Origin of the sequence: Mesorhizobium sp. B2-3-2 (assembly GCF_006442295.1) — a bacterium.
In the GTDB taxonomy this organism is placed as follows: domain Bacteria; phylum Pseudomonadota; class Alphaproteobacteria; order Rhizobiales; family Rhizobiaceae; genus Mesorhizobium.
In genome coordinates this window covers 586,612-611,440 of the sequence record NZ_VFWA01000002.1, presented here as the reverse complement: position 1 = coordinate 611,440, position 24,829 = coordinate 586,612, and the positions used below count along the sequence as shown (strand labels likewise).

The 24,829-nt window shown below is 64.0% G+C and carries 20 protein-coding genes and 2 pseudogenes; 17 read left to right on the top strand and 5 right to left on the bottom strand.

What is annotated here, in order from left to right:
- The first annotated feature begins 23 nt into the window (after positions 1 to 23).
- The 4 genes from FJ964_RS08210 (at position 24) to FJ964_RS08195 (ending at position 4,663) form a co-directional block, all read left to right on the top strand.
- On the top strand, positions 24 to 1,640 hold the full coding sequence (locus FJ964_RS08210; protein WP_140549901.1) for a GMC family oxidoreductase N-terminal domain-containing protein: 1,617 nt from the start codon (positions 24 to 26) through the stop codon (positions 1,638 to 1,640).
- Positions 1,637 to 2,851, top strand: a complete 1,215-nt coding sequence (locus FJ964_RS08205) for a mandelate racemase/muconate lactonizing enzyme family protein (protein WP_140549900.1) — start codon at positions 1,637 to 1,639, stop codon at positions 2,849 to 2,851. Before FJ964_RS08210 ends, FJ964_RS08205 begins: the two co-directional genes overlap by 4 nt.
- A gap of 258 nt (positions 2,852 to 3,109) precedes the next feature.
- The gene (locus FJ964_RS08200) at positions 3,110 to 4,033 is read left to right on the top strand and encodes an NAD(P)-dependent oxidoreductase (protein WP_140549899.1); all 924 of its coding nucleotides are present in this window, start codon (positions 3,110 to 3,112) and stop codon (positions 4,031 to 4,033) included.
- Positions 4,034 to 4,192: 159 nt separating this feature from the next.
- Positions 4,193 to 4,663, top strand: a complete 471-nt coding sequence (locus tag FJ964_RS08195) for a hypothetical protein (RefSeq protein ID WP_140549898.1) — start codon at positions 4,193 to 4,195, stop codon at positions 4,661 to 4,663.
- An 11-nt stretch (positions 4,664 to 4,674) separates the two neighbouring features.
- On the opposite strand, the gene FJ964_RS08190 is transcribed toward FJ964_RS08195, so the two are convergent.
- The gene (locus FJ964_RS08190; RefSeq protein ID WP_140549897.1) at positions 4,675 to 5,613 is read right to left on the bottom strand and encodes a diacylglycerol kinase family protein; all 939 of its coding nucleotides are present in this window, start codon (positions 5,611 to 5,613) and stop codon (positions 4,675 to 4,677) included.
- An 808-nt stretch (positions 5,614 to 6,421) separates the two neighbouring features.
- Here FJ964_RS08190 and FJ964_RS08185 point away from each other — a divergent pair.
- The 3 genes from FJ964_RS08185 (at position 6,422) to FJ964_RS08175 (ending at position 8,899) form a co-directional block, all read left to right on the top strand.
- Complete coding sequence (locus FJ964_RS08185) at positions 6,422 to 7,534, top strand: hypothetical protein (protein WP_224713180.1); 1,113 nt, start codon at positions 6,422 to 6,424, stop codon at positions 7,532 to 7,534.
- 199 nt (positions 7,535 to 7,733) lie between these two features.
- Entirely contained in the window at positions 7,734 to 8,255 is a 522-nt protein-coding gene (locus tag FJ964_RS08180) for a hypothetical protein (protein ID WP_140549895.1), read from the top strand.
- Between the two features lie 149 nt (positions 8,256 to 8,404).
- Positions 8,405 to 8,899 (top strand): DUF2314 domain-containing protein, encoded by a 495-nt coding sequence (locus FJ964_RS08175; RefSeq protein WP_140549894.1) that lies wholly within the window; start codon positions 8,405 to 8,407, stop codon positions 8,897 to 8,899.
- Between the two features lie 16 nt (positions 8,900 to 8,915).
- On the opposite strand, the gene FJ964_RS08170 is transcribed toward FJ964_RS08175, so the two are convergent.
- Positions 8,916 to 9,884, bottom strand: coding sequence for a DUF3137 domain-containing protein (locus FJ964_RS08170; protein ID WP_140549893.1), 969 nt, complete (start codon positions 9,882 to 9,884; stop codon positions 8,916 to 8,918).
- 163 nt (positions 9,885 to 10,047) lie between these two features.
- A complete protein-coding gene (locus FJ964_RS08165) occupies positions 10,048 to 11,076 on the bottom strand; it encodes a CapA family protein (protein WP_140549892.1) in 1,029 nt (342 codons plus the stop codon).
- Between the two features lie 142 nt (positions 11,077 to 11,218).
- Between FJ964_RS08165 and FJ964_RS08160 the strand changes: the two genes are divergently transcribed.
- Entirely contained in the window at positions 11,219 to 12,475 is a 1,257-nt protein-coding gene (locus FJ964_RS08160) for a hypothetical protein (RefSeq protein ID WP_140549891.1), read from the top strand.
- Between the two features lie 4 nt (positions 12,476 to 12,479).
- On the opposite strand, the pseudogene FJ964_RS08155 reads toward FJ964_RS08160, so the two are convergent.
- Positions 12,480 to 12,776, bottom strand: a pseudogene (locus FJ964_RS08155) (TauD/TfdA family dioxygenase); the annotation flags it as partial.
- Positions 12,777 to 13,536: 760 nt separating this feature from the next.
- Here FJ964_RS08155 and FJ964_RS08150 point away from each other — a divergent pair.
- The 8 genes and pseudogenes from FJ964_RS08150 to FJ964_RS08115 all read left to right on the top strand — a co-directional run bounded on the left by FJ964_RS08150 (position 13,537) and on the right by FJ964_RS08115 (position 22,464).
- Positions 13,537 to 15,009, top strand: coding sequence for a tlde1 domain-containing protein (locus tag FJ964_RS08150; protein ID WP_318013050.1), 1,473 nt, complete (start codon positions 13,537 to 13,539; stop codon positions 15,007 to 15,009).
- A 127-nt stretch (positions 15,010 to 15,136) separates the two neighbouring features.
- A complete protein-coding gene (gene uvrB / locus FJ964_RS08145) occupies positions 15,137 to 18,298 on the top strand; it encodes an excinuclease ABC subunit UvrB (RefSeq protein ID WP_140549888.1) in 3,162 nt (1,053 codons plus the stop codon).
- 392 nt (positions 18,299 to 18,690) lie between these two features.
- Positions 18,691 to 20,217, top strand: coding sequence for an ABC-F family ATP-binding cassette domain-containing protein (locus tag FJ964_RS08140; RefSeq protein ID WP_140549887.1), 1,527 nt, complete (start codon positions 18,691 to 18,693; stop codon positions 20,215 to 20,217).
- Positions 20,218 to 20,348: 131 nt separating this feature from the next.
- Positions 20,349 to 20,630: pseudogene (locus FJ964_RS08135) on the top strand (type II toxin-antitoxin system RelE/ParE family toxin).
- A gap of 14 nt (positions 20,631 to 20,644) precedes the next feature.
- Entirely contained in the window at positions 20,645 to 20,944 is a 300-nt protein-coding gene (locus FJ964_RS08130; RefSeq protein WP_140549886.1) for a HigA family addiction module antitoxin, read from the top strand.
- 138 nt (positions 20,945 to 21,082) lie between these two features.
- Positions 21,083 to 21,265: a hypothetical protein gene (locus tag FJ964_RS08125; RefSeq protein ID WP_140549885.1), complete on the top strand. Its 183-nt coding sequence runs from the start codon at positions 21,083 to 21,085 to the stop codon at positions 21,263 to 21,265.
- 154 nt (positions 21,266 to 21,419) lie between these two features.
- Positions 21,420 to 21,842: a glyoxalase/bleomycin resistance/extradiol dioxygenase family protein gene (locus FJ964_RS08120; protein ID WP_140549884.1), complete on the top strand. Its 423-nt coding sequence runs from the start codon at positions 21,420 to 21,422 to the stop codon at positions 21,840 to 21,842.
- 268 nt (positions 21,843 to 22,110) lie between these two features.
- A complete protein-coding gene (locus FJ964_RS08115) occupies positions 22,111 to 22,464 on the top strand; it encodes a DUF1428 family protein (protein ID WP_140549883.1) in 354 nt (117 codons plus the stop codon).
- Between the two features lie 53 nt (positions 22,465 to 22,517).
- Here the strand turns inward: FJ964_RS08115 and FJ964_RS08110 are convergent, their stop codons facing one another.
- A complete protein-coding gene (locus FJ964_RS08110) occupies positions 22,518 to 24,152 on the bottom strand; it encodes a tetratricopeptide repeat-containing sulfotransferase family protein (protein ID WP_140549882.1) in 1,635 nt (544 codons plus the stop codon).
- Between the two features lie 200 nt (positions 24,153 to 24,352).
- On the opposite strand from FJ964_RS08110, the gene FJ964_RS30940 reads away from it, so the two are divergent.
- Positions 24,353 to 24,610: a hypothetical protein gene (locus FJ964_RS30940; protein WP_181172395.1), complete on the top strand. Its 258-nt coding sequence runs from the start codon at positions 24,353 to 24,355 to the stop codon at positions 24,608 to 24,610.
- Positions 24,611 to 24,829: the final 219 nt, after the last annotated feature.

Below are 24,829 nucleotides of genomic sequence, written 5' to 3'. Positions count from 1 at the left end.
TTCCGGAGCCGGCCGTACCCATCATGCAGACCTATGACTTCATCATCGTCGGCTCCGGTTCGGCCGGTTCGGTGTTGGCGAACAAGCTCTCGGCCTCGGGCCGTTTCTCCGTGCTAGTGCTCGAAGCCGGCGGCAGCGACCGCCGCTTCTACGTGCAGATGCCGCTCGGCTATGGCAAGACCTTCTTCGACCCCACGGTCAACTGGAACTACAAGACGGAAGCTGATCCCGGTCTTGGCGGCAATGTCGACCACTGGCCGCGCGGCAAGCTGCTCGGCGGGTCGAGCTCGATCAACGCCATGGTGTGGATCAGGGGCGCGCGCGAGGATTTCGACGACTGGCGCGACGCCGGCAATCCCGGCTGGGGTTACGACGACCTGCTGCCGGCCTTCAAGGCGCTGGAAGACAACCAGGCCGGGGCCGACAGATGGCGCGGCACTGGCGGCCCGCTGCACATCAGTGATACGTCTGATGCCGTCCACCCGCTGACAAAGCGCTACCTCGCCGCCGCCCAGCAGGCCGGACTGCCGTTCAATCCCGATTTCAACGGCGCTGCCCAGGAAGGCGTCGGCATCTACCAGATCTCGACCCGCAACGGCCGCCGCATGTCGGCCGCGCGCGCCTTCCTGCGTCCGGCGATGAAGCGCGCAAACGTCCGTGTCGAGACCAACGCGCTGGCAAGCCGCATCCTTTTCGAAGGCAAGCGCGCGGTCGGCATCGAATATCTCCAGAACGGCCAGACGAAGACGGTCCGCGCCGGCCGCGAAATTATCCTGTCGGCCGGCTCGATCAACTCGCCGCAGCTTCTGCAACTCTCAGGCGTCGGTCCGTCGGCGCTGCTGAAGGGATTGGGCATCCCGATCATTCACGCCAACGAGAATGTCGGCGCCAATCTGCAGGATCATGTTGGCATCAACTACACCTTCAAGGGCAAATTACCGACGCTCAACCAGATCCTGCGTCCCTGGTGGGGCAAGCTCATGGTCGGCATGCAATACATCCTGACGCGCTCCGGCCCGCTGTCGCTGTCGATGAACCATGGCGGCGGCTTCTTCCGCACCGACCCGGCCTTTTCGCGCCCCAACATGCAGCTCTATTTCCAGGCGTTTTCGACCGTGATCCCGAAGAGCGGCGAGCGTCCGATCCTGACTCCCGACCCTTGGCCGGGCTTCTCCATCGGCCTGTCCAACTGCCGCCCGTCGAGCCGCGGCGAGATCATGATCCGCTCCAGCAATCCGTTGGACTATCCCAGGATCGTCGCCAACGCCTATTCGACCAATGCCGATGTCGAGGAGATGCTGGCGGCGGTGAAATTCGTGCGCAAGATCGCCTCGATGCCGGCCATGGCCGAGATCATCGCCGAGGAGGTTTTGCCAGGCCCGTCAATCACTTCGGACGCCGACCTGATCACGGATTTCAGGAAACGCTCCGGCACCGTCTATCATCCGGTCTCGACCTGCCGCATGGGACCCGATCCCTCGCGCGCCGTGGTCGATCCGCGCCTCAAGGTACATGGGCTGGAAGGCTTGCGCGTCATCGACGCCTCGATCTTCCCCGACAACATCACCGGCAACACCAACGCCGCCTCGATCCTGACCGGATGGAAAGGCGCCGAACTGGTTCTGGAGGACCAAGAATGAAGATCACCGACGTCAAGACCTGGGTTGTCGGCAATCCCCCGCCCGGCATCGGCGGCAAGTATTTCATCTTCGTCAAGCTTACCACCGATGGCGGTGTGGTGGGATACGGCGAGGCTTATAACGCCACCTTCTCCGCCCATGTCACGGCCAGGATGATCGAGGACATGGCCGAGCGCTATCTCGTCGGCCGCGATCCGCATGACATCGAGAACTTCTTTCGTCGCGCCTATTCCTCCGGCTTCACCCAGCGCCCCGACGTGTCCGGCATGGGCTGTTTTTCGGCGCTGGAAATGGCCTGTTGGGACATCATCGGCAAGGAAGCCGGCAAACCCGTCTACAAGCTGCTCGGCGGCCAGGTGCATGAGACGCTGCGCTCCTACACCTATCTCTATCCGCATACTGGCAGCGTCCATTCCGAGGATGCCCCGAACGGCAGGAATGTCTACAACGATCCCGAAATGGCGGCGGCCTGCGCGCTCGAATATGTCGAGCAGGGTTTCAATGCCGTCAAGCTCGACCCGGCCGGTCCCTACACCGCCTTCGACGGCCACCAGCCGCGCCTGCTCGACATCGATGTCTCGACCCGAATGATCAAGGCGATCCGCGAGGCGGTGGGCACGCGCGCCGACATATTGTTCGGCACGCACGGCCAGTTCACCGCTTCGGGTGCGCTACGGCTCGCCCGCGCCATCGAGCCCTATGACCCCTTGTGGTTCGAGGAGCCGGTGCCGCCCGACATGCCCGAAGTAATGGCGCAAGTCGCCCGCGCGACCTCCATCCCGATCGCCACCGGCGAACGGCTGACGACCAAATTCGAATTCGCTCGGGTCATCGAGAACCGGGCCGCGACCATATTGCAGCCGGACCTCGGCCGCTCCGGCGGCATTCTCGAAACCAAGAAGATCGCCGCCATGGCCGAGGCCTACCACATCCAGATCGCACCGCATTGCTATTGCGGACCGATCGTCGGCGCCGCCAACATCCAGCTGGCGGTGACATTGCCCAACTTCCTCATCCTGGAATCACTGAAGCAATGGGACGGCTTCCACGCCACGCTGCTCAAGAAGAAGATCGAGTGGCAGGACGGCAACGTCATCCCGTCGAAGGAACCCGGCCTCGGCGTCGAGCTGAACGAAGCCGTCTGCGAAGCCCATCCCTACACCGGCAAGGACCTGCATTTGCAGATGATGCAAACGCCGCTGATGCCGTGAAACGGCGAAAGCCCAGCCGCCCGGCTATCGCATTAGGTTGCCATTGGGCTACCAGGCTCGTCATTCTCGGACTTGTCCCGAGAACCTACCGGCGTCCGATTTCTGGCCGCGGCACGTCCTCGTCTGACCGCAGATCCTGGGGACAAGCCCGAGGATCACGGCGCAGCGCGCCTTCTTCTTCGCTCGGTGGTCGCAAAGCAGCCGGATGAGGGGCTTTCATGCACGCTTGCCGGACCGCGGATTGATGGAGAACAACGCATGATCGACAAGCAAAGCTACGCCTTCATCGGCCTTGGCCATCTCGGCGGCAACCTTGCCGCCAGCCTGGTCCGGAACGGTTTTGCCGTCACCGTTGTCGACCGCGACCCAGCAGCCGTCGAGCGCCTCGTCGCGCTCGGCGCAACTGCTGCCGGCAGCCCCGCCGAGGCGGCGGCCCGGACCGGTAATGCCATCACCTGCCTGCCCTCGCCCAAGGTCAGCGAAGCGGTGCTCTCGGGCCCCGGCGGTCTGCTCGAAGGATTGCCCGAAGGCGGCACTTGGATAGAGATGTCGACCAATGGCCGCGACGAGATCATGCGGCTTGCGGCGCTCGCCTCGGCCAAGGGGATCGAGACGTTGGAATGCCCGGTCACCGGGGGCGTGCACCTGGCGGCGGCCGGGAAAATCACCGCGCTGGTCGGCGGCGATACCACACTCTACCAACGCCATCGCGCGGCGATCGAAACGATGTGCGCGAAGTCCTTCCTGATGGGACCGATCGGCTCGGCGGCGGTGATCAAGGTGATCACCAATATGCTGGCCTTCATCCATCTCGTCGCCGCCGGCGAGGCACTGATGCTTGCCAAGCAGGGCGGGCTCGATCTCGCCCAATCCTATCATGCCATCGTTGCCTCCTCCGGCAACAGCTTCGTCCACGAGACCGAAAGCCAGCTCATATTGAACGGCTCCTACGATATCGGTTTCACCATGGACCTGGCGTTGAAGGACCTCGGCTTCGCATTGGTCCTGGCCGAACGATCCGGCGTGCCGCTCGACCTTGCCGCGCGCGTCAACGCGATTTTTGAGCAGGGCAAAGCCGCCTATGGGGGCGGCGCCTGGTCGACTCAGATCGTCAAATTGCTGGAAGATACGGTCGGCACCGACCTGCGCGCGCCCGGCTTCCCGGCCAAGCTCGAAATCTGACCGAGGACCGGAAAACCAGGCAATTTCATCTGCTTGGGCAGATAGCCGGATTCAGTTTCGAAAAGACCTGAATCAATCCCGCAGCCGCTTGATTCAGAACCTGAGCTCCGCTCAGATAACCCGATGGCGCGAAAGCCTTGGAGGCTTTGGGGGCGGTTCATGTATCTGGCAGTCGTCGTGTTCTTGATGGGTGTCTTTCCCGTCGCCTCGATTCTCGTCGAAACCTTCGCGTTCCACGGCGATGCCGGCCTCGTTGTTCTCATCGGCAAGTGGTTCGTTTTCTGGGCTGTGGGCACGCGGCTGTTGCTGGCTGGGATGAGGCAAATGGCAAACCCTGCCTTCACCGCCGACACGATTTTCGGCATCAAGGACAAGGCGGCGGAAGTCATTGTCCGCGAGCTTGGTTTCGGCAATTTCGCCATCGGCGTGCTCGGCGCCGTCTCGCTGCTGAACCGCGACTGGGTAGTGCCGGCGGCGATGTCGGGTGGCCTGTTCTACGGGCTGGCGGGCGCCTTGCATCTGCACAAGGGCGGCCGCAACACCAATGAGAACATCGCCATGATCTCGGACCTGTTCATCTTCGTGGTGCTGGCATTCTTTCTCGCCGCCACCTTCGTGCGACCGGCCTGAATACCATCCGCTCAATATCTGAGCGTCAGCGCGCCGGGCAGGATCTCGAAGGTCGCCGGTATGCGCCCAGGCGACTCGCCGTCGATGTCGACCAGCGCGCCGTTCTTTTCCACGTCGCCCAGCGGTTCGACCACCACTTTCCTACCGCGCAATATGGTGATGGCCGGATGGTTGCGATGCCTGCCGCCATAGAGCAGGCGGATATCCCAGATCAGCTTCAGCTTGCTGGCCGCGCGCAGGATGACGATGTCGAATTGGCCGTCGGTCAGGTCGGCGTCCGGCGCGATCATCATTCCGCCGCCGAAGAATTTGCCGTTGGCCACCGCCACCAGCGCCATTCGCGCCTCGACCGGGGCGCCATCGTCGACCGAAATCGTCACATCCTGGAACCGGTAGCGGGCGAATTCGACCACGGTGCGCCACAGGAACAACGCCTTGGCCGCAACCTTGCCCTTGCGCTTGTCCGCATTGACGGCGCGATCGGTCGCGCCCGAGAGCCCCAGGCTCGCAATGTTGACGAAGTGCCGGCTGGCCAGCGCGCCATGGTCGTCGATATAGCAGATGCGTCCTGCATCGACCGCCCTGCCCTTGGCCCCGGCGATCCGCTTCAGCGTCGCATCCACCTCCTTCGGCAGGCCGAGCCCGCGCGCCAAGTCGATACCCGTGCCGCACGGCAGCAGGCCGAGTTCGGGCGCGCGGCCGTTTTCCATCGACGCCTGCAGCAGCCCGTCGGCCACCTCGCTCGCCGTGCCGTCGCCACCGGCCGCGATCACCAGGTCGAACCCGTTTACCGCGAGGTCGAGCGCGAGCCGCTCGGCGTCGCCTTCGGCCTGCGTTTCGCGCAGTTCGAACTCGCCGAAGTGGTCTTTCAGCGAAGCGGCGACCTCGGACCAATGCCGTTTCAGCCAGCCGCCGCCGGCAATCGGATTGAGTACCACCCCGACCTTCAATGCGCATCCTCCCCGCAAGGCGCCGAGCACGCGGCCCGATCTTTTGCCGGCATTGAAGCCCGCGCCCGTTGGCGGAGCAATAGGCGCTCTCGGTTCCAGGCCGAAAAAGCGGGGCAGGCTGTCTAAGGCCTTGGCGCCTGAATTTCCGAGGCTTCTGGCAATGGTCCCCGATAATCCCGCTATCCACAGCCTCAGGGCCATTCCCGAAGGCCCTTCCCCGGTGTAAATTCAACCCATCTCAGGCGGCTACCGATCATCTCGCCGAAAGGCGAAGTGAAAGGCGGATTTCCTGAGGCCCGTACGGCCCGAAGCGAGAGCAGGCTCGCCTGCTTCGAGGGACGGAAGCCGAGACCTACGGGGCCGCGGAAAGCGTGCCAACGCCGACGGCGGACCGATGCTGCCATGAAGGACGGCAAAAACCTTCGATGGCCGCAGGGCAAAGCCCGCAAGGGTGGAGACCGGCGTGGTCTGGAACGGGCGCGGCCTTCGGGCGGCGACTGGCAGGACCGTCAACATCAAGGCCGGTATGGTGCGACGACTTTACGGAAGTTGCTGCCGTGACCGTGTCCTGGTCTGACAGGGAGGCGCTGGGAGAAATCCCGGCGCCGACTGTCTTTTTCCTTCCCGCTCAGGCGCCTTCCCGGGGAAGTTGCGGGCACCGCTTCACCGCGCGCCAAAATCGGTTAGTATCGCCTTGTCAGAGCCCGCCTGCGTTTGCAGGCGGCTCGCTGAAGGGGGATACTTCATGACATTGATTCAGAAGCTTGCCGCCGCCACGGCCTGACCGGCCATGGTCCTGTTCCGCTTCATGAAGCGTATCATCAGGACGATCCTCTGGCTGATCGTCATCATTGTCCTGATCCCGGTCGCCGGGCTGGCCTACGGTTTCCTGACGACGCCGTCGCTGGACAAGGCACCCTTGCCGGGCATCGCCGAAGGCGCGCCGCCGTCGGCGCTCGCCGCCAGGGTGCGCGCCGAAATCCCCGGCTACCAGCGGCCGCAGGAATCGACCTTTCTCACCTACCCGGAATGGGCCATCGTCTATGCCGCGCGCGAATATGCCGGTTTCGTCGCCAAGGACCAGCCGAGCGGCTTTCCTTACTTTGCCTATGTCGGCCGCTTCTGGCAGGACTACGCCATGGTGATCCGCGCCAGCTCCGCCTATAAATTCAACTACGCCAACCACCAGATGCCGGTCGTCATCGGCACCAGCCACACGATTGAGCATGCCCTGCAATGGGCTTATGAAAACACGGTCGGCCGCATCACCGAGGCGATTGCGGGCAGGCGCACGGCGACTGACATCTACCAGGGCAAGGTGGCGGCCGAATACGCCGCCTTCCTCGACCAGGGGCCGTGGTACCAGTTTCCGTATGCCGAGAAGCGCGCCGGGCTTTTCGCCGTCCAGCCGGCGCCGGGCGACAGCGCCGTGCGCTCCAGCGAACGAAAGCTTGCCTTCGGCCTCGCCGACACTATCAAGCAGTTCTATGCCGACCTGATCAGGCAGGCACTCGCGGCAACGCCCGATCCGGCCTTGCTCGACATCCATGTCTGGGCCCGGGGGCCGGTCGGCGAAGCGACGCGCAACGAAGCCGACACCTTGCTCGAACGCGACTACGGCCCCGACGGCACCGTTTTCGTCACCAGGCGCTATCAGGTGTTCACCGACATGATCCCGCGCCTGATCGACAAGGGCGTCTCATTCGTCAAAATCGGCGGCAATGACGAGATCATGGTCACCGTGCTCTCCACGGATTCGATCGCCGTCCCCGAAGGCATGCGCATCCTGTTCAGCTATCCGCTGCCGGCCGATCCATCGACACGCCGCACCGGCATGGTCGTAGCCGTACCCAAGCTGCATCTGGTATTGCCGGCGCTGATCAAATCAGGCGCCAGGCTGGAGCACGTCTACGACTACTGAGGCCTTTCGGCCACGGTGCGCGGAGAACGGCTGTGTCGAGCGCCCCGCCATGCTCATTCCACAATCGTGGCCAAATCCCGCCTTGTTCGCGCGCGATGGACTGTCGCATGTCGCCTAAAGCGTGCCCGCGGGCTGCACCCAATGGGTCGCGACATGCATCTGAATGGGCTGCCGAGGGGCACATCGAGGGGACGAGACCGTGATCAAGACCGCCCTTGTCGCCATGACCATCGTCGGCTGCGACTGCGACGCCAAGCTTTGCGAATATATCGGCGAGACGCCGGCCAAGTGGTCGACCATCGCCGAGTGCGAGGCGGCTATGAAGAGCCAGATGCTGCACGAGCGCAATTTCAACTATCCGCTCGTCTCTGGCATCTGCCGCGCGAAAGGTTCCGCGTCCTCCTCGCAACTGGCCGCGACCGCTTCGCGCCCGGAGCTGAAGCCCGCCAGCCGCGCCGTTGAACCGACGAGCCCGCTGCCGCCCGAACTGAGCCACAGGCCGACCGTCCCGGTCGGCTCGCCGACGACGGCAATGGAAGCGGCCGCCGCGCGGCCGGTCGCCTATGAACAGGTGGTCGATGGCGGCACCGGCGCGCTCTACCGCACGAAAAACGGCTATGCCGTCGTCAAGACCGATCTTGGCCGCGCCGTATCGGCAACCGCCGACATGGCCAAGCGGTCGGCCAACTGGCTGGCTGGCCTGGTGCCGAGCAAGCTGTAGGGACGAAGCCTTCTTCACCGGCGTCACCAATGCCGGTCTTGTCATCGGTCGCCGCCACCTTGGATCTGAAGGGGCAAACTCGCGCCAGGGTTGCAAGCTGGATAGGAATGCAGCATTGTGTCGACCGCAATGATGAAGGGGGGCCTTCCATGAAACCAGCGGTCCGAACTGCGGCTGCCTTGATGCTGGCGCTTGCTCCGGGATCGGTCGGCGCGCAAGGCGTGGATCCAGGTGACGACAAGGGGATCATCTTCGCTCCGGGCGATCCCGACATGGCTGCGGCGACCAAGCAGGCGCTCGCCGGCCTGGATGAATTCCTGGCACTGTCCGAAATGCCTCCCTCCGGCACGAACAGGTTCAAATTGAAGGTCAAGGTGCGGGAGGGGCATGTCACCGAGCACTTCTGGGTCATACCGTTCCGCCGCGCCGGGACAGGGTTTGTCGGCATATTGGCCAATGAGCCGGAGGCAGTGCACAACGTCGTGCTCGGCCAGAACATAGAATTCACCAGGGACGACATTTCCGACTGGGGATATACGCGGGACGGCCATCAGGTCGGCAGCTTCACGATCTGCGTGATGTTCAAGCGGATGTCGAAAGAAGAGGCGGACGATATGCGCGAAAAGTACGGCTTCGACTGCTGACGGGAACGCCGGCCGATCAAGCCGCTTCGTCCCTGGCGCCGATCTTGCGCACCAGCGCCGCCGTCGCCAGCATGGCGCCCATGTCCGATATCATCGGCGCGACATGGGCCTGGTAGTCCAGTGGCACCGAAAGGGCGGGCAGTTCGAAGAAATTCTTCGCCTGCGGCAGGAGCAGAAAACCGTCGCTGCCGTTGAGGGCCACGCGCGCCGGTTCCTCCGGCCAAGTTTCGCCCAGCCATTTCAGCGCTTGCGCCAACCGGCCGCTCACCAACGGCCGCGCCGCCTCGGCATTGTCGGTGCGGAACTCATAGGCGGCATCGAGTTCCGGCACGCCGGACGACAGTTCCTGCATCTTGGCTGCGAACATGCCGCGGAAGAAGCCGACGACCGCATTGGTCCGCCGCGTCGCCACCAGGATTCCCGAGAACGGCTCGATGGCTTCGAAGGCGACGATCACGCCTTTGAAGGCCGTCGATGAGCCCTTGCCTGCCCCTTCCCGCAGTTCCGCTTCGTAGAGCTCGAACAAAAACTCTTCGTAGCGGCCGGAGACGACATCGTCGAACGACTGCCGGTTGAACGCCCCGACCGCCTCGCGTGGCAGCCGGTCGAAGGAGTTTGGCCGCCCGCCATGCGAATAGCGCACGTCGCGGATGAAGCTGAAGATGATGGGCAGCAGTGTTTGCCGAAATGATTGCTGCAGCCGCGTCGCCGGTTTCATCGCCTGGAAATAAAGCAGGATCGAAACCGCGAAGCCGGCGACATAGAGGAACACATGCGGGGTCGAGAACCATTGCTCGTTGGGATCGGCGATCTTGTTGAACAGCCAGGCGATCAGCACCACCGTCGCCAGCGCCAGGCCGACGAACAGCGGCACCCGCCAGCGCACCTGCCACACTGCCGAAGCCCGCGCCGCTTCACAGGCCTCGATGTTTTTCCGGATGCCGGCAATCACGGCGTCGCCGGGCATGAAATCCGCTGTTTCCACCGCCACCCCCGCTTGCCCGGACCGGTTCATGATAGCCGGTTTTGTCTGAAGGATCGACTGTGGCGCCTTTTCAACAGATGCTTGCGCCACCCCTCATTTCGCCAATCATCAGCGCTTGGAAAAGCGCCGACATGGCGATCTTGGCCGATGTCCACACCTGTAGTTACGGAAAAACCGCGCTCAACCGCCTCTCCACCTTGTCACGCATGCGGCCCTCCAATCCCTCCACCGGCGCCAGCCGCTCATGATCCCCGGCGCGCAGCCGCACAAACGGATGCATTCGGTAGGAAACGACAGACCCCCGCGTTTCCGCATCGGCGCTGATGTCGGCGACAAGGATCCCGCCAATGCGTCCCGGCCAAGGCTGGCGGACAAGGGCGGTGCCGAGGAAATCGCCAAGTCCATAGGCGACGATCGTATCGCCGATCCGCTCCACCGGCTGCAGGACATGGGCGTGGTGGCCGGCGATCAGCCCGACGCCCTGTCCTGCCAGGCGCCTCGCCAGTGTCCGCGTTTCGGCGCGCGGAAAGTGGCGGAACTCCCAATCCCAATGCGGCACGGCGCAGAGGAGATCGAACCCGTCACCTCGCCGGCGGGCAATATCGCCGGCCATCGAAACGCGGCCGGCGAACAGGTCCTCGCCCGCATTGCGCCACAACGTGAAGGCGGCGAACCCGACAGTCAGCGGTCCGACTTCGACAGGCTGCACCGGGCCGTTGCCGGCGAGGCCAATAGTGCGAATACCGAGCCGCGCGAGCGCAGCCACGGTCTGGTCGAAACCGGCGACGCCCTGGTCGAGCACATGGTTGTTGGCCAGCGACAGCACCAGTCTTTCGCGCGCGATGCCGACTGCCGCCAACGCGTCGCCGAGAAAGCGCTCGCTCATCGCGTGATGGGTGCCGAGCCTGGTGCCGAGCACGGCGTTTGGCTTGTCCACAACAGGGCTTTCGCAATTGCCGATCACCAGGTCGGACGCGCCAAGCAGCGTCTTGATCGCCGGATCGCAGTCCGGCGCGCGGCGGTTGGCCACCGCCGAAATGTCGCCGACGAAGGCGAGCCGCACCGTCCGCCCCGGCGCCCGATCCATCATCGTGCCGGCCATCGGCGCGAAGCCCTGCACATCACCGGCCAGCGACGGCTTCAGGAACCGCGGCAGCCACGACAGTTTGTAGGAGAGCGGATAGTTCGACACGCGATGCCCAATCGTTTGCCCTGTGTAGACCGTCCGCCGGGCGCGTTGAAGCCAGCCCAATGACAATCATGCGTCCGGGCCGGCAGACGCGGCATTGCAAATGCGTGTATGATTGCCGGCACGACGCCATGGGAGGGGGAAAATGACACCACTGGCAAGCCTGCTGGCATTGGCACTTGCTCTGGTTCTGCCGATGTCTTCGGCCCAGGCCGCTATGCCCGAAAGCGCGGCCGCTCTGTTCGAGGCCAAAACCGTGGTCGCGCGCGACACGGCGTTATCGGCGCTGGAGGCAGCCGCGCCCACCGACCCGGCATCCGCCTATGCCGCCGGCGCCGGCGAATTCTTCAGCGCGCTTGAATTGCTGGCCAGCGGCCTGCACCGCCACGGCTTCGAGAGCCCGCGATCCTTCATGCTGCCGCTGATGCGGCTACCGGTGCCGGAAAACCCGAATCCCGAGCCGCTGAGCTACGAGCAGTTCCGCGCCATTCTGGTTGCCTTCCGCGACCGGCTCGAGAAATCCGCAGCCACGCTCGGCTCGGTGCCGGCCGATGCCGATATCGGCATTGTCATCGACCTCACCCACGTCGGCATCGACCTCGACGAGGACGGCACGATCGCGCCCGACGAAAGCATCGCCGCCATCATGGCCTCGCTGTCGCGCGGCGGCGTAGCGCCCGACGATGCCGGGCCTGCGCTCACCTTCCGCTTCGACCGCGCCGACGGTTATTGGCTGCAGGGCTATGCCGAATTCCTGATGGCGCAGGCCGATTTCTGGCTGGCGCATGATTTCAGGAGCACGTTCGACGGTTCCTTCCACATGCTCTTCCCGCGTGCAAAACTGCCGTTGCAGGACATTCTTGTCCCGCCGGCTGGCGACATGGGCAGCAGCATCTTCTCCTCGGAATGGCGCATCGCCGATTTCATCTCTCTGGTGCATCTCGTGAACTGGCCGGTCGTCGAGCCCGAACGGCGGCAGGCAGCGCGCCGTCACCTGCTGGAAATGATCCGGCTGTCGCGCGAGGACTGGAAGGCAATCCGCGCCGAGACCGACAATGACCGCGAATGGCTGCCGGGGCCGCATCAGAAGGGCGAAAACCCGCTCACCGGCCTCGAAGTCGGCGAGCAGCAGGTCGCGGCCTGGCTCGCCACCTTGACCATGGCCGAGGACCTCCTCGAAGGCCGCGTGCTGCTGCCGCACTTCCGCATTGCCGGCAAGGGCATCAACATGAAGCGCTTCTTCGACGAGCCGAAACCTTTCGACCTGGTGCTGTCGATCACCGGCCCGGCCATCGCGCCGTATCTCGAAAGCGGCACAATCCTGACCAGCGACGATTTCGACCAGATCCAGAGCGAATTCGGCGGCGGTGGTTTTCTGACATTTGCGCTGTGGTTCAATTGACGGCCTAACAGGACTGCGTTCCTGGGTGGTCGGCGCCAGCCCCCACCCGGACCTGCGGTCCGACCTCCCCACAAGGGGGAGGTAGAAGCTCCGTCGCAACGCCTCGGAAGATCGCGCCCTGGTACAGCACCGCTTCCGCCTCCTCCGGCGCGAACCGCCGCGCCAGCGTGCGAAAGGCGCTGTGCACGCCGTCGCGATCGACGTTGCAGCTTCTGAGATGGCGCACGGCCAAGGTCGGATCGAACGCCGTGCGGCCATGCAGGACGCGCTGGTTGTCGAAGACCAGCACCTCGCCGGGCTGAAGCTCGGTGCTGGAACTGGTTTTGCGGGTCGCAGATCAATCGCGTCAGTTCGACCAGCACCCTGCCAGTGTGAAGCCAAGCAGGTCTATCGTTGAAGGCGAGCCAACAGCGCCGACAGCACGAGGCCGGACGGCGCGGCCTGCCGGAGAACCCGGTGGCCGATCAAGGGCCGCCGTGAGACCGCCATACGGGCCGGGAATCTGCGGCGGGCGGTAGCGGTTTTGGGCGACGCCATGGGCCTGCTCGGCAGCGCGGAATGACACGCGCTAGCGTCGCGGACCCGCTGGAACGGCCATTCGCTTCAATTAGCAAGAGCTGTTTTGCTTGACTCGGCCCGTAAAAGCATGCAGCAAAATAGTCTTGGAAGGGCTGCAATACCGCGTTCATGATCGTGGACGAGCCTTTTTTGGCACAAAGTCCACGTCTCTCGGTTGGTTTTGAGAGGGATTGGTTAACCAACTTTGTCCATATTTTGAAGCAATCGGCAACCAAAGACAGGCGCGGCAAACGCGTCGGGGACCACCTGGGATCACTCACAGAATGGTCGTCGCGGCTATCACAGCCGCGGACGTGGGAGCCGATTGGAGCAAGATTGGTTGAATGGCGTTCTTGAGTAAGAAAATCGTCGGGGACAGGCGGTGGGACGGCGAAACTGCCGACAACACGTCACGTGCCTCATCCCTCAACTCTAAGCGGATGGTCCGTTGGGTCGCCGTGCCCGGCGTCAGCGCTGCCGTTGGCCTGTGGCTGGTCGGGACAATGGCTGGTCTGAGCTCCGTCGGCGCTTCGCTGTCGTCGACCTCGAGCGTCCTGCCGCAGAGGCTGGCGATGCCGGGCTCGCTCGCTCTTGCCGATCCGCTGAAACAGCATTTGCTGTCGCCCGCTGCGCCATCCACACTGGCCAACGCCGATGGCGGCACGCAGGCGCTGAACAACCATGCCGTGCAATGCGGCTCCGGATGTTTCAGGCTGGCCGCGCTCGCCCCCCGGGCGGAAAAAGCGGCGCGCCTCGTGGCCGCGTCCACGGTACATCCTGTTACGATCGCCAAGACGACCTCGCAGGAGCGCTTCGAGCGCATGGAGGCATCACTCTCGCCAAGCAAGCTCGCCGCCGTATTCGCCAACGCGGCCAAGCCCGTGGTCGCGGCCGGCGCATCCGCCCGTCCCGTCATCTCGACCTCCGCTCCACAGGTCGCCGAGGCATCGCTGGTGCCGGGCGCCAAGCTCGTCGCCAGCCTGTCGGAAGACTTGCCGGCACCCGCGGCGGAGCGCTTCGCCCGGATCGACACCGGCTCGGTGGTTGTCCAGACCGCGCCGCAGCCGATGCATTTTGCCCGGCCGGATGCCGGCACGCCGGACAATTCGCAACTGGCCCTGGCGCTCGCCCGGTCGCTGCCTGTCGAGGACGAGGCTTTCGCCTCGCCATTGCCGATGACCGAGTCTTCGGCCGATGTCGCGGTTTCGCCCGTCGAAACGCAGCAGGAGCAGCCGGGCGATGCCGCAGCTTTACCCGACGCGCTCACCGATGACGTGCCGCTGCCGACCCGTCGCCCGCATTTCGACGCGCCGGAGCCGTTGAAGTCGGTGGAGCAGGAAAAGCCGGCTCAACAGCCCAAGGTTGTGCAGCAGAAGCCGGCACCTCAGACAAAGCCGGTCCAGCAAGCCCAGCCGGCAAAGCCGGCCCGGCAGGGCCGGCCGGCAGATGGCGGCGACGCGTTGGCCTATGCGAAGCCAGACACGCCTTCGGGCGGCTTCGGCCAGGCGTTCAGGAACCTGTTTAACGCGCCGGGCGGTTCCAGGAGCGGAGCCGGCAGCGGCGTCGCCGTCTATGACATCAGCGCCAAGACCGTCTACATGCCCGACGGTTCGAGGCTCGAAGCGCATTCGGGCATCGGCGCCATGGCGGACCAGCCGCGCTATGCCGATCAAAAGAACCGCGGACCGACACCGCCCAACACCTACAATCTGTCGCTGCGCGAGTCGCGCTTTCATGGTGTCGAGGCTTTGCGTCTGACGCCCGTCGATGGCCGCAATAAATACAATCGTGACGGCCTGCTGGCCCACACCTACCTGCTTCGGGGCCGCTACGCACAGTCCAGTGGATGCGTCGCCTTCAAGGACTATGCGCGCTTCCTCGCCGCCTTCAAGAAGGGCAAGATCAAGCGCCTCGTCGTGGTGCCGCGCCTGAACGGATCGCCGACACGCGTGGCGGACAACGCACGCGGCGCCTGACCGCAATCGGCAGGCATCACCGGCATTTGCCTCCTCCTGACAGCCTTCTGTCAGGAGCCGTACCTGGTGATGCGCCTCGGCTGATCGCGCTCTTTCCATTTTCGCCAAGACCTCCCATATTCCGGACATGGCCAAATCCACCGAAAAGAGAACGCCGCCGACGGCGAATGACGACCGCGCCGCGCCCAAGCGGCGCAGCCCGCTGACCGATTTCCTCGACGCCTCGGAACCGCTTCACAAAGGCGGCTTCGCCGAGATGCCGCAGCCCGAACTGTCCGGCACGCCGCTCACCGGTTCGGTCGCGGACTGGGCCGAGCAGATCGAGCAGGAAGCCGAACGCGAAGGGCGCCAGGCCGGCAAGGAGGGCGGCAAGTCGCCGAAGCCGTCGAAGAAGATCCCCGAGCGCTCCGCAGCGCCCGGGCGCACGGCGCGCGGCACCTCGATGGGCGGCGCGGCGACAGCCCGCGAGCGCGCGGCGGCCGGCCTCAATCCCGTCGCAGGCCTCGACGTCTCGCTCGAGGAAGCCGAGACGATGACGTCGAGCGGCCTCACCGCGACGGTGGCGGCTCTCTCGGCATTGATCGAATCCGGCAATCCGCTGCACAAGGACGGCGTGCTGTGGACTCCGCACCGTCCTGCCCGGCCGGAGAAATCCGAAGGCGGCATCACCATCAAGATGGTGTCGGATTTCGAGCCGGCCGGCGACCAGCCGACCGCTATCAAGGACCTGGTCGAGGGCGTCCAGAACAACGACCGCACGCAGGTGCTGCTCGGCGTCACCGGCTCGGGCAAGACCTTCACCATGGCCAAGGTGATCGAGGAGACGCAGCGTCCCGCCTTGATCCTGGCGCCGAACAAGACGCTGGCGGCGCAGCTTTATTCCGAGTTCAAGAAATTCTTCCCCGACAATGCGGTGGAGTATTTCGTCTCCTACTACGACTATTACCAGCCGGAAGCCTACGTCCCGCGCACCGACACCTTCATCGAGAAGGAATCCTCCATCAACGAGCAGATCGATCGCATGCGCCACTCGGCGACGCGCTCGCTGCTCGAACGCGACGACGTCATCATCGTCGCTTCGGTCTCCTGCATCTACGGTATCGGCTCGGTCGAGACCTATACCGCGATGACCTTCCAGATGCAGATCGGCGACCGGCTCGACCAGCGCGCTCTGCTCGCCGATCTCGTCGCCCAGCAATACAAACGCCAGGACGTCAATTTCGTGCGCGGCTCGTTCCGCGTGCGCGGCGACACGATCGAGATCTTTCCGGCGCACCTTGAGGATCGCGCCTGGCGCATCTCCATGTTCGGCGACGAGATCGAGGCGATCACCGAATTCGACCCGCTGACCGGCCAGAAGACAGGCGAGCTGAAAAGCGTCAAGATCTACGCCAATTCGCACTATGTGACGCCGCGCCCGACGCTGAACCAGGCCATCAAGTCGATCAAGGAAGAGCTCAAGCACCGTCTGGTCGAGCTCGAGCGCGCCGGCCGCCTGCTCGAGGCGCAGCGGCTGGAGCAGCGCACCCGCTTCGATCTCGAAATGCTGGAAGCCACCGGCTCCTGCGCCGGCATCGAGAACTATTCGCGCTATCTCACCGGCCGCCAGCCGGGCGATCCGCCGCCGACTCTGTTCGAATATATCCCCGACAACGCGCTGGTCTTCATCGACGAAAGCCACGTCACCGTGCCGCAGATCGGCGGCATGTATCGCGGCGACTTCAGGCGCAAGGCGACGCTTGCCGAATACGGCTTCCGCCTGCCTTCCTGCATGGACAACCGGCCGCTGCGTTTCGAGGAATGGGACGCCATGCGCCCGCTCTCGGTCGCTGTCTCGGCAACGCCCGGCGGCTGGGAGATGGAGCAGTCCGGCGGCGTGTTCGCCGAGCAGGTCATCCGACCGACCGGCCTGATCGACCCGCCGGTCGAGGTGCGCCCGGCCAAGACCCAGGTCGACGACGTCGTCGGCGAGATCCGCGAGACGACGAAGGCCGGCTACCGCACGCTGGTCACCGTGCTGACCAAGCGCATGGCCGAGGACCTCACCGAATATCTGCACGAGCAAGGCGTGCGCGTGCGCTACATGCACTCCGACATCGACACGCTGGAGCGCATCGAGATCCTGCGCGACTTGCGCCTCGGCGCCTTCGACGTGCTGGTCGGCATCAACCTTTTGCGCGAGGGCCTCGACATTCCAGAATGCGGCTTCGTCGCCATCCTCGACGCCGACAAGGAAGGTTTTTTGCGCTCCGAGACGTCGCTGATCCAGACCATCGGCCGCGCCGCCCGCAATGTCGACGGCAAGGTCATCCTCTATGCCGACCAGGTCACCGGCTCGATGGAACGCGCCATGGCCGAGACCAACCGCCGTCGCGAAAAGCAGATGGAGTGGAACGCCGCCAATGGCATCACGCCGGAATCGGTCAAGTCGCGCATCTCGGATATCCTGGACTCGGTTTACGAGAAGGACCATGTCCGGGCCGACATCTCGCAGTTCACCGACAGCGCCGGCGCCATGATGGGCAACAACCTCAAGGCCCATCTCGACGCGCTGGAGAAGCAGATGCGCGACGCCGCCGCCAATCTCGATTTCGAGAAGGCGGCCCGCATTCGCGACGAGATCAAGCGCCTGCGTGAGATGGAGATGTCGATCTCCGACGATCCGCTGGCCAAATATGCCGATATGGAAAGCCCGGTCTCGGGCCGCGAAAAAGGCAAGCACAACAAGGGCGTGGCCAAGCATCGTACAGCGGAGGAACAGGAGCGCTCCCGCAAGCTCGACGAAGCACGTGCCGCCGAAGAGGCCGCCAAGGCTGCCCGGCCCAACCTCTTCCGCAAGCCTGATCTCGACGAGATGGGCGCCGACGGCGCGGTGCCCGTGAAGAAGCCGCTGTTCGCCAAACCTTCGATCGACGATATGGGTCCGGGCACCGACATGCCGACGCCGGCCGGTGCGGTGTCGCGCTCGCTGTTCAAGAAACAGTCGGCGTCCGAAGCGCACCGTTCCGATTTCGGCATTCCGGGCGAGCCGGTCAAACCGCTGTTCAAGAAAAACTCTCTTGACGAGATGACCGTGCGTCGCACCGAGAAACCGGTCGAGGGAAAAGTGCCGGCGAAGCCACAGCCGATCTCCTCCCTTGTGGGGGCCGGCAGGACAGAGGGGGGCGCGAAGGAACGCGACGACAAACCAATCGTGCGCCAACGCGCCGGCATTGGTTCTTACGAAGACCCCGGCGACGCCCGCCGCGAAAAGCGCCGGCCCGCGAAGACCGGAAGGCCCGGAAAGTAGTTCATTCGAAATGCCGGCGGGACAGCGCCCCCCTCTGTCCTCCGCAGCAGTTGCGGAGGGTCGACCGGACATCTCCCCCCAGTGGGAAGATTGGCAGCTTCAGGCCCGCTCGACACTACCCTCCTCTTGCCCAGCGCATGACCTTTGGTGTACTCAGTCCCCACACCTGAACGTCTTGAAAGGAGGGCTGCGTGTTTATCGATCACCATCGTCAGCGTGGCCCGATTTCCGTCCTGCGAGCTTGCTTGCAGGGCTGACCAGGGACGGTCCGGGTTTTTCCCGCTTCGATTTTTGGTCTGCCCTTCGTGGTGCGCATTGCCGAGCCTGATGGCCGCTTGCGCACTGACAAAGTGCATTGAGCCGGACTTTCCGGACAGACCAGAGAAATCGACATGGCCCTGATCAGCCTCAAAGCCCTCGGCGTCACCATGAGTGCGCCGCTCTTTTCCAATCTCGACCTCACCATCGGCAGCGGCGACCGGCTCGGCATCGTTGCCGCCAACGGTCGCGGCAAGTCGACCTTGCTCAAATGCCTGGCCGGCGAGATGGAGCCGACCTCCGGCGACATTAGCCGCACGCGCGGCTTGCGCGTCGGCCATGTCGAGCAGTCCGTTCCCCCTGCCCTGCTTGGCCGCAGCTTTCATCAGGTGGTGGCCGATGCTCTGCCATCAGAGCAGGCCGAAAGCGAACTGTGGCGTGTCGATGCGGCGCTGGATTCGCTCGACGTGCCTGAGGCGATGCGCGAGCGAGAGATGCAGGCGCTGAGCGGCGGCTGGCAGAGGCTGGCACTGATCGCGCGTGTCTGGGTCACCGATCCCGACATGCTGCTGCTCGACGAACCAACCAACCATCTCGACCTTGCCCGCATCAGCCAGCTCGAAACTTGGCTGAACGCGCTACCGCGAGAGGTGCCGGTGGTGATCGCCAGCCATGACCGCGCCTTCCTCGACGCCGCCACCAACCGCACGTTGTTCCTGCGCCCGGACCAGTCGCCGGTGTTTTCCCTTCCCTACTCCCGCGCCAGGGACGCAATGGACGAGCTCGACGCCTCGACCGAGCGCAAGTTTCAGCGCGACATGAAGGTGGCGCAGCAATTGCGCCGCCAGGCCGCCAAGCTCAACAATATCGGGATCAATTCGGGCAGCGACCTTCTCACGGTCAAGACCAAGCAGCTCAAGGAACGCGCGGAGCGACTGGAGGATGCGGCGGCCCCGGCGCATCGCGAGAAATCGGCCGGTGCGATCCGGCTGGCCAATCGCGGCACACACGCCAAGGTGCTGATCACGCTCGACGACGCGGCGGTGGCAACGCCCGACGGCACGCTTTTGTTCAGGACCGGCAAGCGCCACATCTGCCAGGGCGACCGCATCGTGCTGCTCGGTCGCAACGGCGTCGGCAAATCGCGCTTCGTCACCCTGATCCGCAACGCCATCATCGACCCCGACACGGTTCAGAACGTGAAGGTGACGCCGTCGACGGTGCTCGGCTACAGCGACCAGGCGCTGTCCGGCATCGGCGGCGACGACACGCCGCTGGCGATGGTCTCGCGCCGCTACGACGTCGGCGAACAGCGCGCCCGCTCGCTGCTTGCCGGCGCCGGCGTCGGCATCGAGATGCAGGAGCGCAGGATCGGTGTGCTGTCCGGCGGCCAGAAGGCGCGGCTGATGATGCTGGCGCTGCGGCTCGCCAATCCGAATTTCTACCTGCTCGACGAGCCGACCAACCATCTCGACATCGACGGCCAGGAAGCGCTGGAGGAGGAATTGCTCAAGCACCAGGCAAGCTGCGTGCTCGCCTCGCACGATCGCTCTTTCATCCGCGCCATCGGCAACCGCTTCTGGCTGATCGACAAGCGGCGGCTGACCGAAGTCGACGACCCGGAGGCGTTTTTTCGGTCGGTGGCTGATGAAAACCGCTAAGCGACAGGACAAGCCATGCCATGCGAAACTCTGGCCTGTCATTGACAGGTCGGGGTTTCGTGTCATCTCATGAGACGTTTTCTTGACTTTCGAAACGTATCGTGCGATGGTACGTCGATTGGACCCGGCAGGTGATACGCTCGTTCAGGGACAAGACCAGCGAAGCTGTATCGAGCGGCAAGGCTCCAAAGGGTTTCCCGTAGGATCTTGTCCGATCGGCCCAGCGGAAGCTGTTCATGATCGACAATGCCGCTGAACTTTCGGATCTCAGGACGCCTCCCGGCAACAGGCTTGAGCCGCTGAAAGGCAAGCGTGCCGGTCAGCATTCGATCCGCATCAACGATCAGTTTCGCATCTGCTTTCGTTGGGTGGACGGACAAGCCGAGGACGTCGAGATAACAGACTACCATTGAAAGACAGGTTTCAAATGCTGAACATCAAGCCGCCTATCCATCCCGGCGAAATTCTCCGCGAAGAGTATCTCGCGCCGCTTGGCCTGAAGCCTTATACGCTCGCCAAAAAGCTGCATGTGCCGCGCACGCGCATCGAGCGCCTGGCCAACGAGGCAACACCGGTGACGCCCGATACTGCGCTGCGTCTGGCGAAATTCTTCGGAACCACACCACAGTTCTGGATGAACATGCAGGCCAGCTACGACCTCGCAGTCGAGGGAGAGGCGAAGAAAGCCGATCTCGACACGATCGAGCGCTTGGAAGTTGCCGCTTGAGTTAACCGCGCAAACCACCCGCCGCGAATCTACCGCGGTCCGACAAAAAATTTCGACGACCTGTCGGATCGCCAGAACCTGCCTCGTCCTTGGGATGCCGACACGATGATGCCGGCGCCAACCCAGGGAGAATGCATCATGTCCGTCCTTTCCTCCATCAGCCGCATCGCAACCCAATATGCGGCGGCGCGTGCCCGCCACCGCAGCGAGCGCATCCTGCTTTCGCTGCCCGCCGAACTGCGCAAGGATGTCGGTTTTCCGGAACTCTTCGATGCGCAGCACAGCCGCCGCTCAGCCGCCGTCCCGGCCAAGGTCATATGACCGGCCGAGCCATGCGCCTATCGCTTGAGTTCGCCGGTCGCCCGGCCAGTCCGGGCCCGGCCCACGAGAAAAATTTCACGCCCATGTAGGACCGCCGTCCCCTCGCGCGTCCTATGGTCCGCAAGGCCAAAACAAACGTGAAGAGGAACACGCAATGACCGACCAGACCCCTGTTCAGCCCAAGGCGAAAGTGCTCGGCGGATTGACCCCCTATCTGCAGGTGGACGGCGCCTTCAAGGCTGCCGAATTCTACCAGAAGGCGTTCGGCGCCAAGCAGGTCTTTTTCTACCCTGCGGACGAAAAAGGCCGCACCATGCACATCCATCTCCACATCAACGGTTCGACGCTGATGCTCTCTGACGCCTATCCCGAGCACGGCCACCCGCACCAGGCGCCGCAGGGCTACACGCTCCAGCTTCATCTCGGCAGCGACGAGATCGACGGCTGGTGGCAGCGCGCGGTCGACGCCGGCTGCGAGATCGTGACGCCGCTGCAGGTGATGTTCTGGGGCGACCGATGGGGCCAGGTGCGCGATCCCTTCGGCATCGACTGGGCGATGAACGCACCGGTCAAGTAAGCTCTTTCACCTCGCCTCTTGTGGGGTGAGCAGCCGGTTCGCCGAAGGCGAATTCATCGTGCAAGTGGCACGATGAAAGACCGGCGAACGCCGGGTCGCTGCGAAGCAGCGGGGACCCGGCAAGTGGATCGGCCACCGCCCGGCCCTTCGCGGGCTCAGGGCGTTCGAAGCTCGAAAAGCCAGGCAATTGGCTTTTCGTCCGCTATCGCCACCGCCTTTACCCCACAGGCGGATAAGAAAGAACCGCCGCCAATCAAGGAGACCCTAAATGTCCTATGTCGATGGTTTCGTGCTTGCCGTGCCAAAGGCAAAACTCGACGATTACAAGAAGTTCGCCAGCGACGCCGGCGCCATCTGGAAGGAACACGGCGCACTCGCTTATGTCGAGTGCGTCGGCGACGACGTGCCCTATGGCGAGATCACCTCGTTTCCACGTGCCGTACAGGCCAAGGATGACGAGGTCGTCATCTTTGCCTGGGTAACCTACGAATCCAGGCAGAACCGTGACGCGGTCATGGCCAAGGTGATGGCCGATCCGCGTCTGCAGCCGGACATGTCGACAATGCCGTTCGACGGCAAGCGCATGATCTTCGGCGGCTTCCAGACGTTCATAGAGTTGTAGGCAACGCGTCCGGGCAGAGCGGTTCAGCGCCCTGCCCGGGATGCCGAGCCGCTTTAGGCCAGTCTGTCCAGCAGCGGCTTCAGCCTGTCGCCGTAGCGCTTCCACAGGTCGACCGAGCCTTGATACATCGGCTGGCGCACCTGCGCGGCGGAAGCCGTGCGCACCGGCCGGTCGGTCTGGTGGAACGACAGCACGGCATCGTCCCATGGCAGCCCGAGATAGTCGATCAGCGCCCGGCTCTGGCCTTCCTGGTCGGCGACGAAATCCTCGTAGCGCACATCGTGCACGACGCCGGGCAGCACCTTGTGCCAATGCGCCATGATGTCCGTGTAGAGATTGTGGAAATCGGCGAGCTCGCCCAGATCATAGCCGTACCGGTGGCTGTCGCCGCGGAAATGCACCTTGTAGATCGAAAGGCAGGTTGCCGCCGCATCGCGGGCGCAATGGATGATCCTGGCCTTCGGCATCATCATGTGGATGAAGCCGACAAGCAGGAAGTTGCCCGGCATCTTGTCGGTGACGTGGCGCATGTGCGGATAGCGGGCATGCAGCATGTCGAGATAGGCGCGTCCCGCCTCGGCAAAATCCATATCGGGCGCATCCGAAACACCCCAGGGGAAACCGCCGGGCATGGTCGCCGGGAACTGCCTGCCGACCGCCGTCTTCAGGATGCCGAGCTCGCCGGCGCCGTAGACCTGCGGATGGCTGGCGATGATCTGCTCGACCAGGGTCGTGCCCGAACGAGGCATGCCGACGACGAAGATCGGCGTGTCGTCGGAGATCGCGCTGGGCCTGTGCTTCTGGAAGAAATCCCTATCGAACACCGTCTTCATGGCCTCGAATTCGGCGCGCGTCCTTTCGGCGTCGTAGTCGATGCCCTTGCGGCGGATGGCATTGCCTTCGGCGAAATAATCGAAGGCTCTGTTATAATCCTTCAGATCGTCGTTGACCTTGCCGAGGCCGAAGGCAAGCTGCATGCGCGCCAGGCTGTCCGGCAGCGCCTTGGCGTGCTGGGCCTCCATCCCGGTCAGTTCGGCATCGCGCTCCTTCTGGCGCTTGACCTGCGTCAGCATCAGCCAGGCGCGCGCCATGCCGGGATCGGCCGCCAGCGCCTGCCGGAACAGGTCGGCCGCCTCGTCGAGCTCGCCCTTTTCCATCAACCCGACGCCCAGCCCGTGCAGCAGTTCGGCGTCCTTCGGACGGATCGACAGCGCCTCGCGGAAGACGGCCAGCGCCTCGTCCAGGCGGCCCGCTTCCTGCAGGGTTTCGGCAAGCCCGATGCGGGCGCGGAAATGGAAGGGATTGCGCGCGACCGTGCCGCGATAGATCTCCTCGGCGCCCTCGAACTGGCCAAGCTGCTTCAGCGACGAGCCGAGATTGTCGCGCGCCGCGAGTTGGTCCGGCCGCAGCGCCACCGCGCCGCGGAAGAAATCGGCGGCCGCCGCGACACGGCCGAGATCGCGCATCACCGTGCCGAGGTTGTTGAGGAAATCCGGATTCTTCGGCTGCAAGCGCACCGATTGCTCGAGGAGACCGAGCCCCTCGGCGCTGCGCCCGGTCTGGTGCAGCAAAAGACCGAGGAAATGCGCAGCCGCCGCATGGTTGACCTTGTGGGTCAGCACCTGCCGATAAAGCGCCTCGGCCTCTTGCCGCCGCCCCGCCTGATGAAGTTGCAGCGCCCTCTGCACATGCTGGTCGAGACTCGACGGCGGCTGTCCGCCCGAGCCGGAATTGGCGCCAGCACCCGCCGCTCGTCTCTGATCTCTGTTAATGGGAAACCTGCCGTGTTTGTCCGCCTGCCGCGATCTAGGCCATTGGCGCGGCGGGTTCAAGGCTTTGCTTGGTTTCTTGCGCTTGCCATCGGCGCGGACGAGATCAAATCAGCCGGTTGGTCTCGGCCGTCTGCCTGGCGCGCCGAACCGTTCCGTCAGTATCGGCGATCGTCCGCCTTTCCGCCTCGTCGCTTCTGATGGTCAGCCGCGCCGACCTGACGATCACAGGTTTGCCGGTACGTCCGATGGCGACGGCATATGCGGTGGCCGGCCTGATGGGCGGGTTGATCGCGGTGGTATTGCCTCTCGAACTTCTCGCAGAAACCATGGTTTTGTCCTTATTTGGAGAAAATAAACGTAAATTTCGGGAATGAACCCCAAAATGATTTTTGAGAATTTTTGGAAACTATCATCAAACCATAGCAGAGTTTTTCGAATGAACGCAGCAATATTTTCCTTTGGCTTACTTATTTTTCAAAATCTTCTTGAAAAACGCCACCGCGCTCTTCCATACGCTCGCAATGCCGCAAATCCCTGACCGCGTGCGCATCTGCGATGAGCACGGCAGCGAGCTTTACGCCGGGCCGGCCGAC

Coding starts and splice junctions, on each gene's coding strand:
- FJ964_RS08210 (WP_140549901.1), top strand. CDS start 24: ATGCAGACCTATGACTTCATCATCGTCGGCTCCGGTTCGGCCGGTTCG.
- FJ964_RS08205 (WP_140549900.1), top strand. CDS start 1,637: ATGAAGATCACCGACGTCAAGACCTGGGTTGTCGGCAATCCCCCGCCC.
- FJ964_RS08200 (WP_140549899.1), top strand. CDS start 3,110: ATGATCGACAAGCAAAGCTACGCCTTCATCGGCCTTGGCCATCTCGGC.
- FJ964_RS08195 (WP_140549898.1), top strand. CDS start 4,193: ATGTATCTGGCAGTCGTCGTGTTCTTGATGGGTGTCTTTCCCGTCGCC.
- FJ964_RS08185 (WP_224713180.1), top strand. CDS start 6,422: ATGAAGCGTATCATCAGGACGATCCTCTGGCTGATCGTCATCATTGTC.
- FJ964_RS08175 (WP_140549894.1), top strand. CDS start 8,405: ATGAAACCAGCGGTCCGAACTGCGGCTGCCTTGATGCTGGCGCTTGCT.
- FJ964_RS08160 (WP_140549891.1), top strand. CDS start 11,219: ATGACACCACTGGCAAGCCTGCTGGCATTGGCACTTGCTCTGGTTCTG.
- FJ964_RS08150 (WP_318013050.1), top strand. CDS start 13,537: ATGGCTGGTCTGAGCTCCGTCGGCGCTTCGCTGTCGTCGACCTCGAGC.
- uvrB (WP_140549888.1), top strand. CDS start 15,137: ATGGCCAAATCCACCGAAAAGAGAACGCCGCCGACGGCGAATGACGAC.
- FJ964_RS08140 (WP_140549887.1), top strand. CDS start 18,691: ATGGCCCTGATCAGCCTCAAAGCCCTCGGCGTCACCATGAGTGCGCCG.
- FJ964_RS08130 (WP_140549886.1), top strand. CDS start 20,645: ATGCTGAACATCAAGCCGCCTATCCATCCCGGCGAAATTCTCCGCGAA.
- FJ964_RS08125 (WP_140549885.1), top strand. CDS start 21,083: ATGTCCGTCCTTTCCTCCATCAGCCGCATCGCAACCCAATATGCGGCG.
- FJ964_RS08120 (WP_140549884.1), top strand. CDS start 21,420: ATGACCGACCAGACCCCTGTTCAGCCCAAGGCGAAAGTGCTCGGCGGA.
- FJ964_RS08115 (WP_140549883.1), top strand. CDS start 22,111: ATGTCCTATGTCGATGGTTTCGTGCTTGCCGTGCCAAAGGCAAAACTC.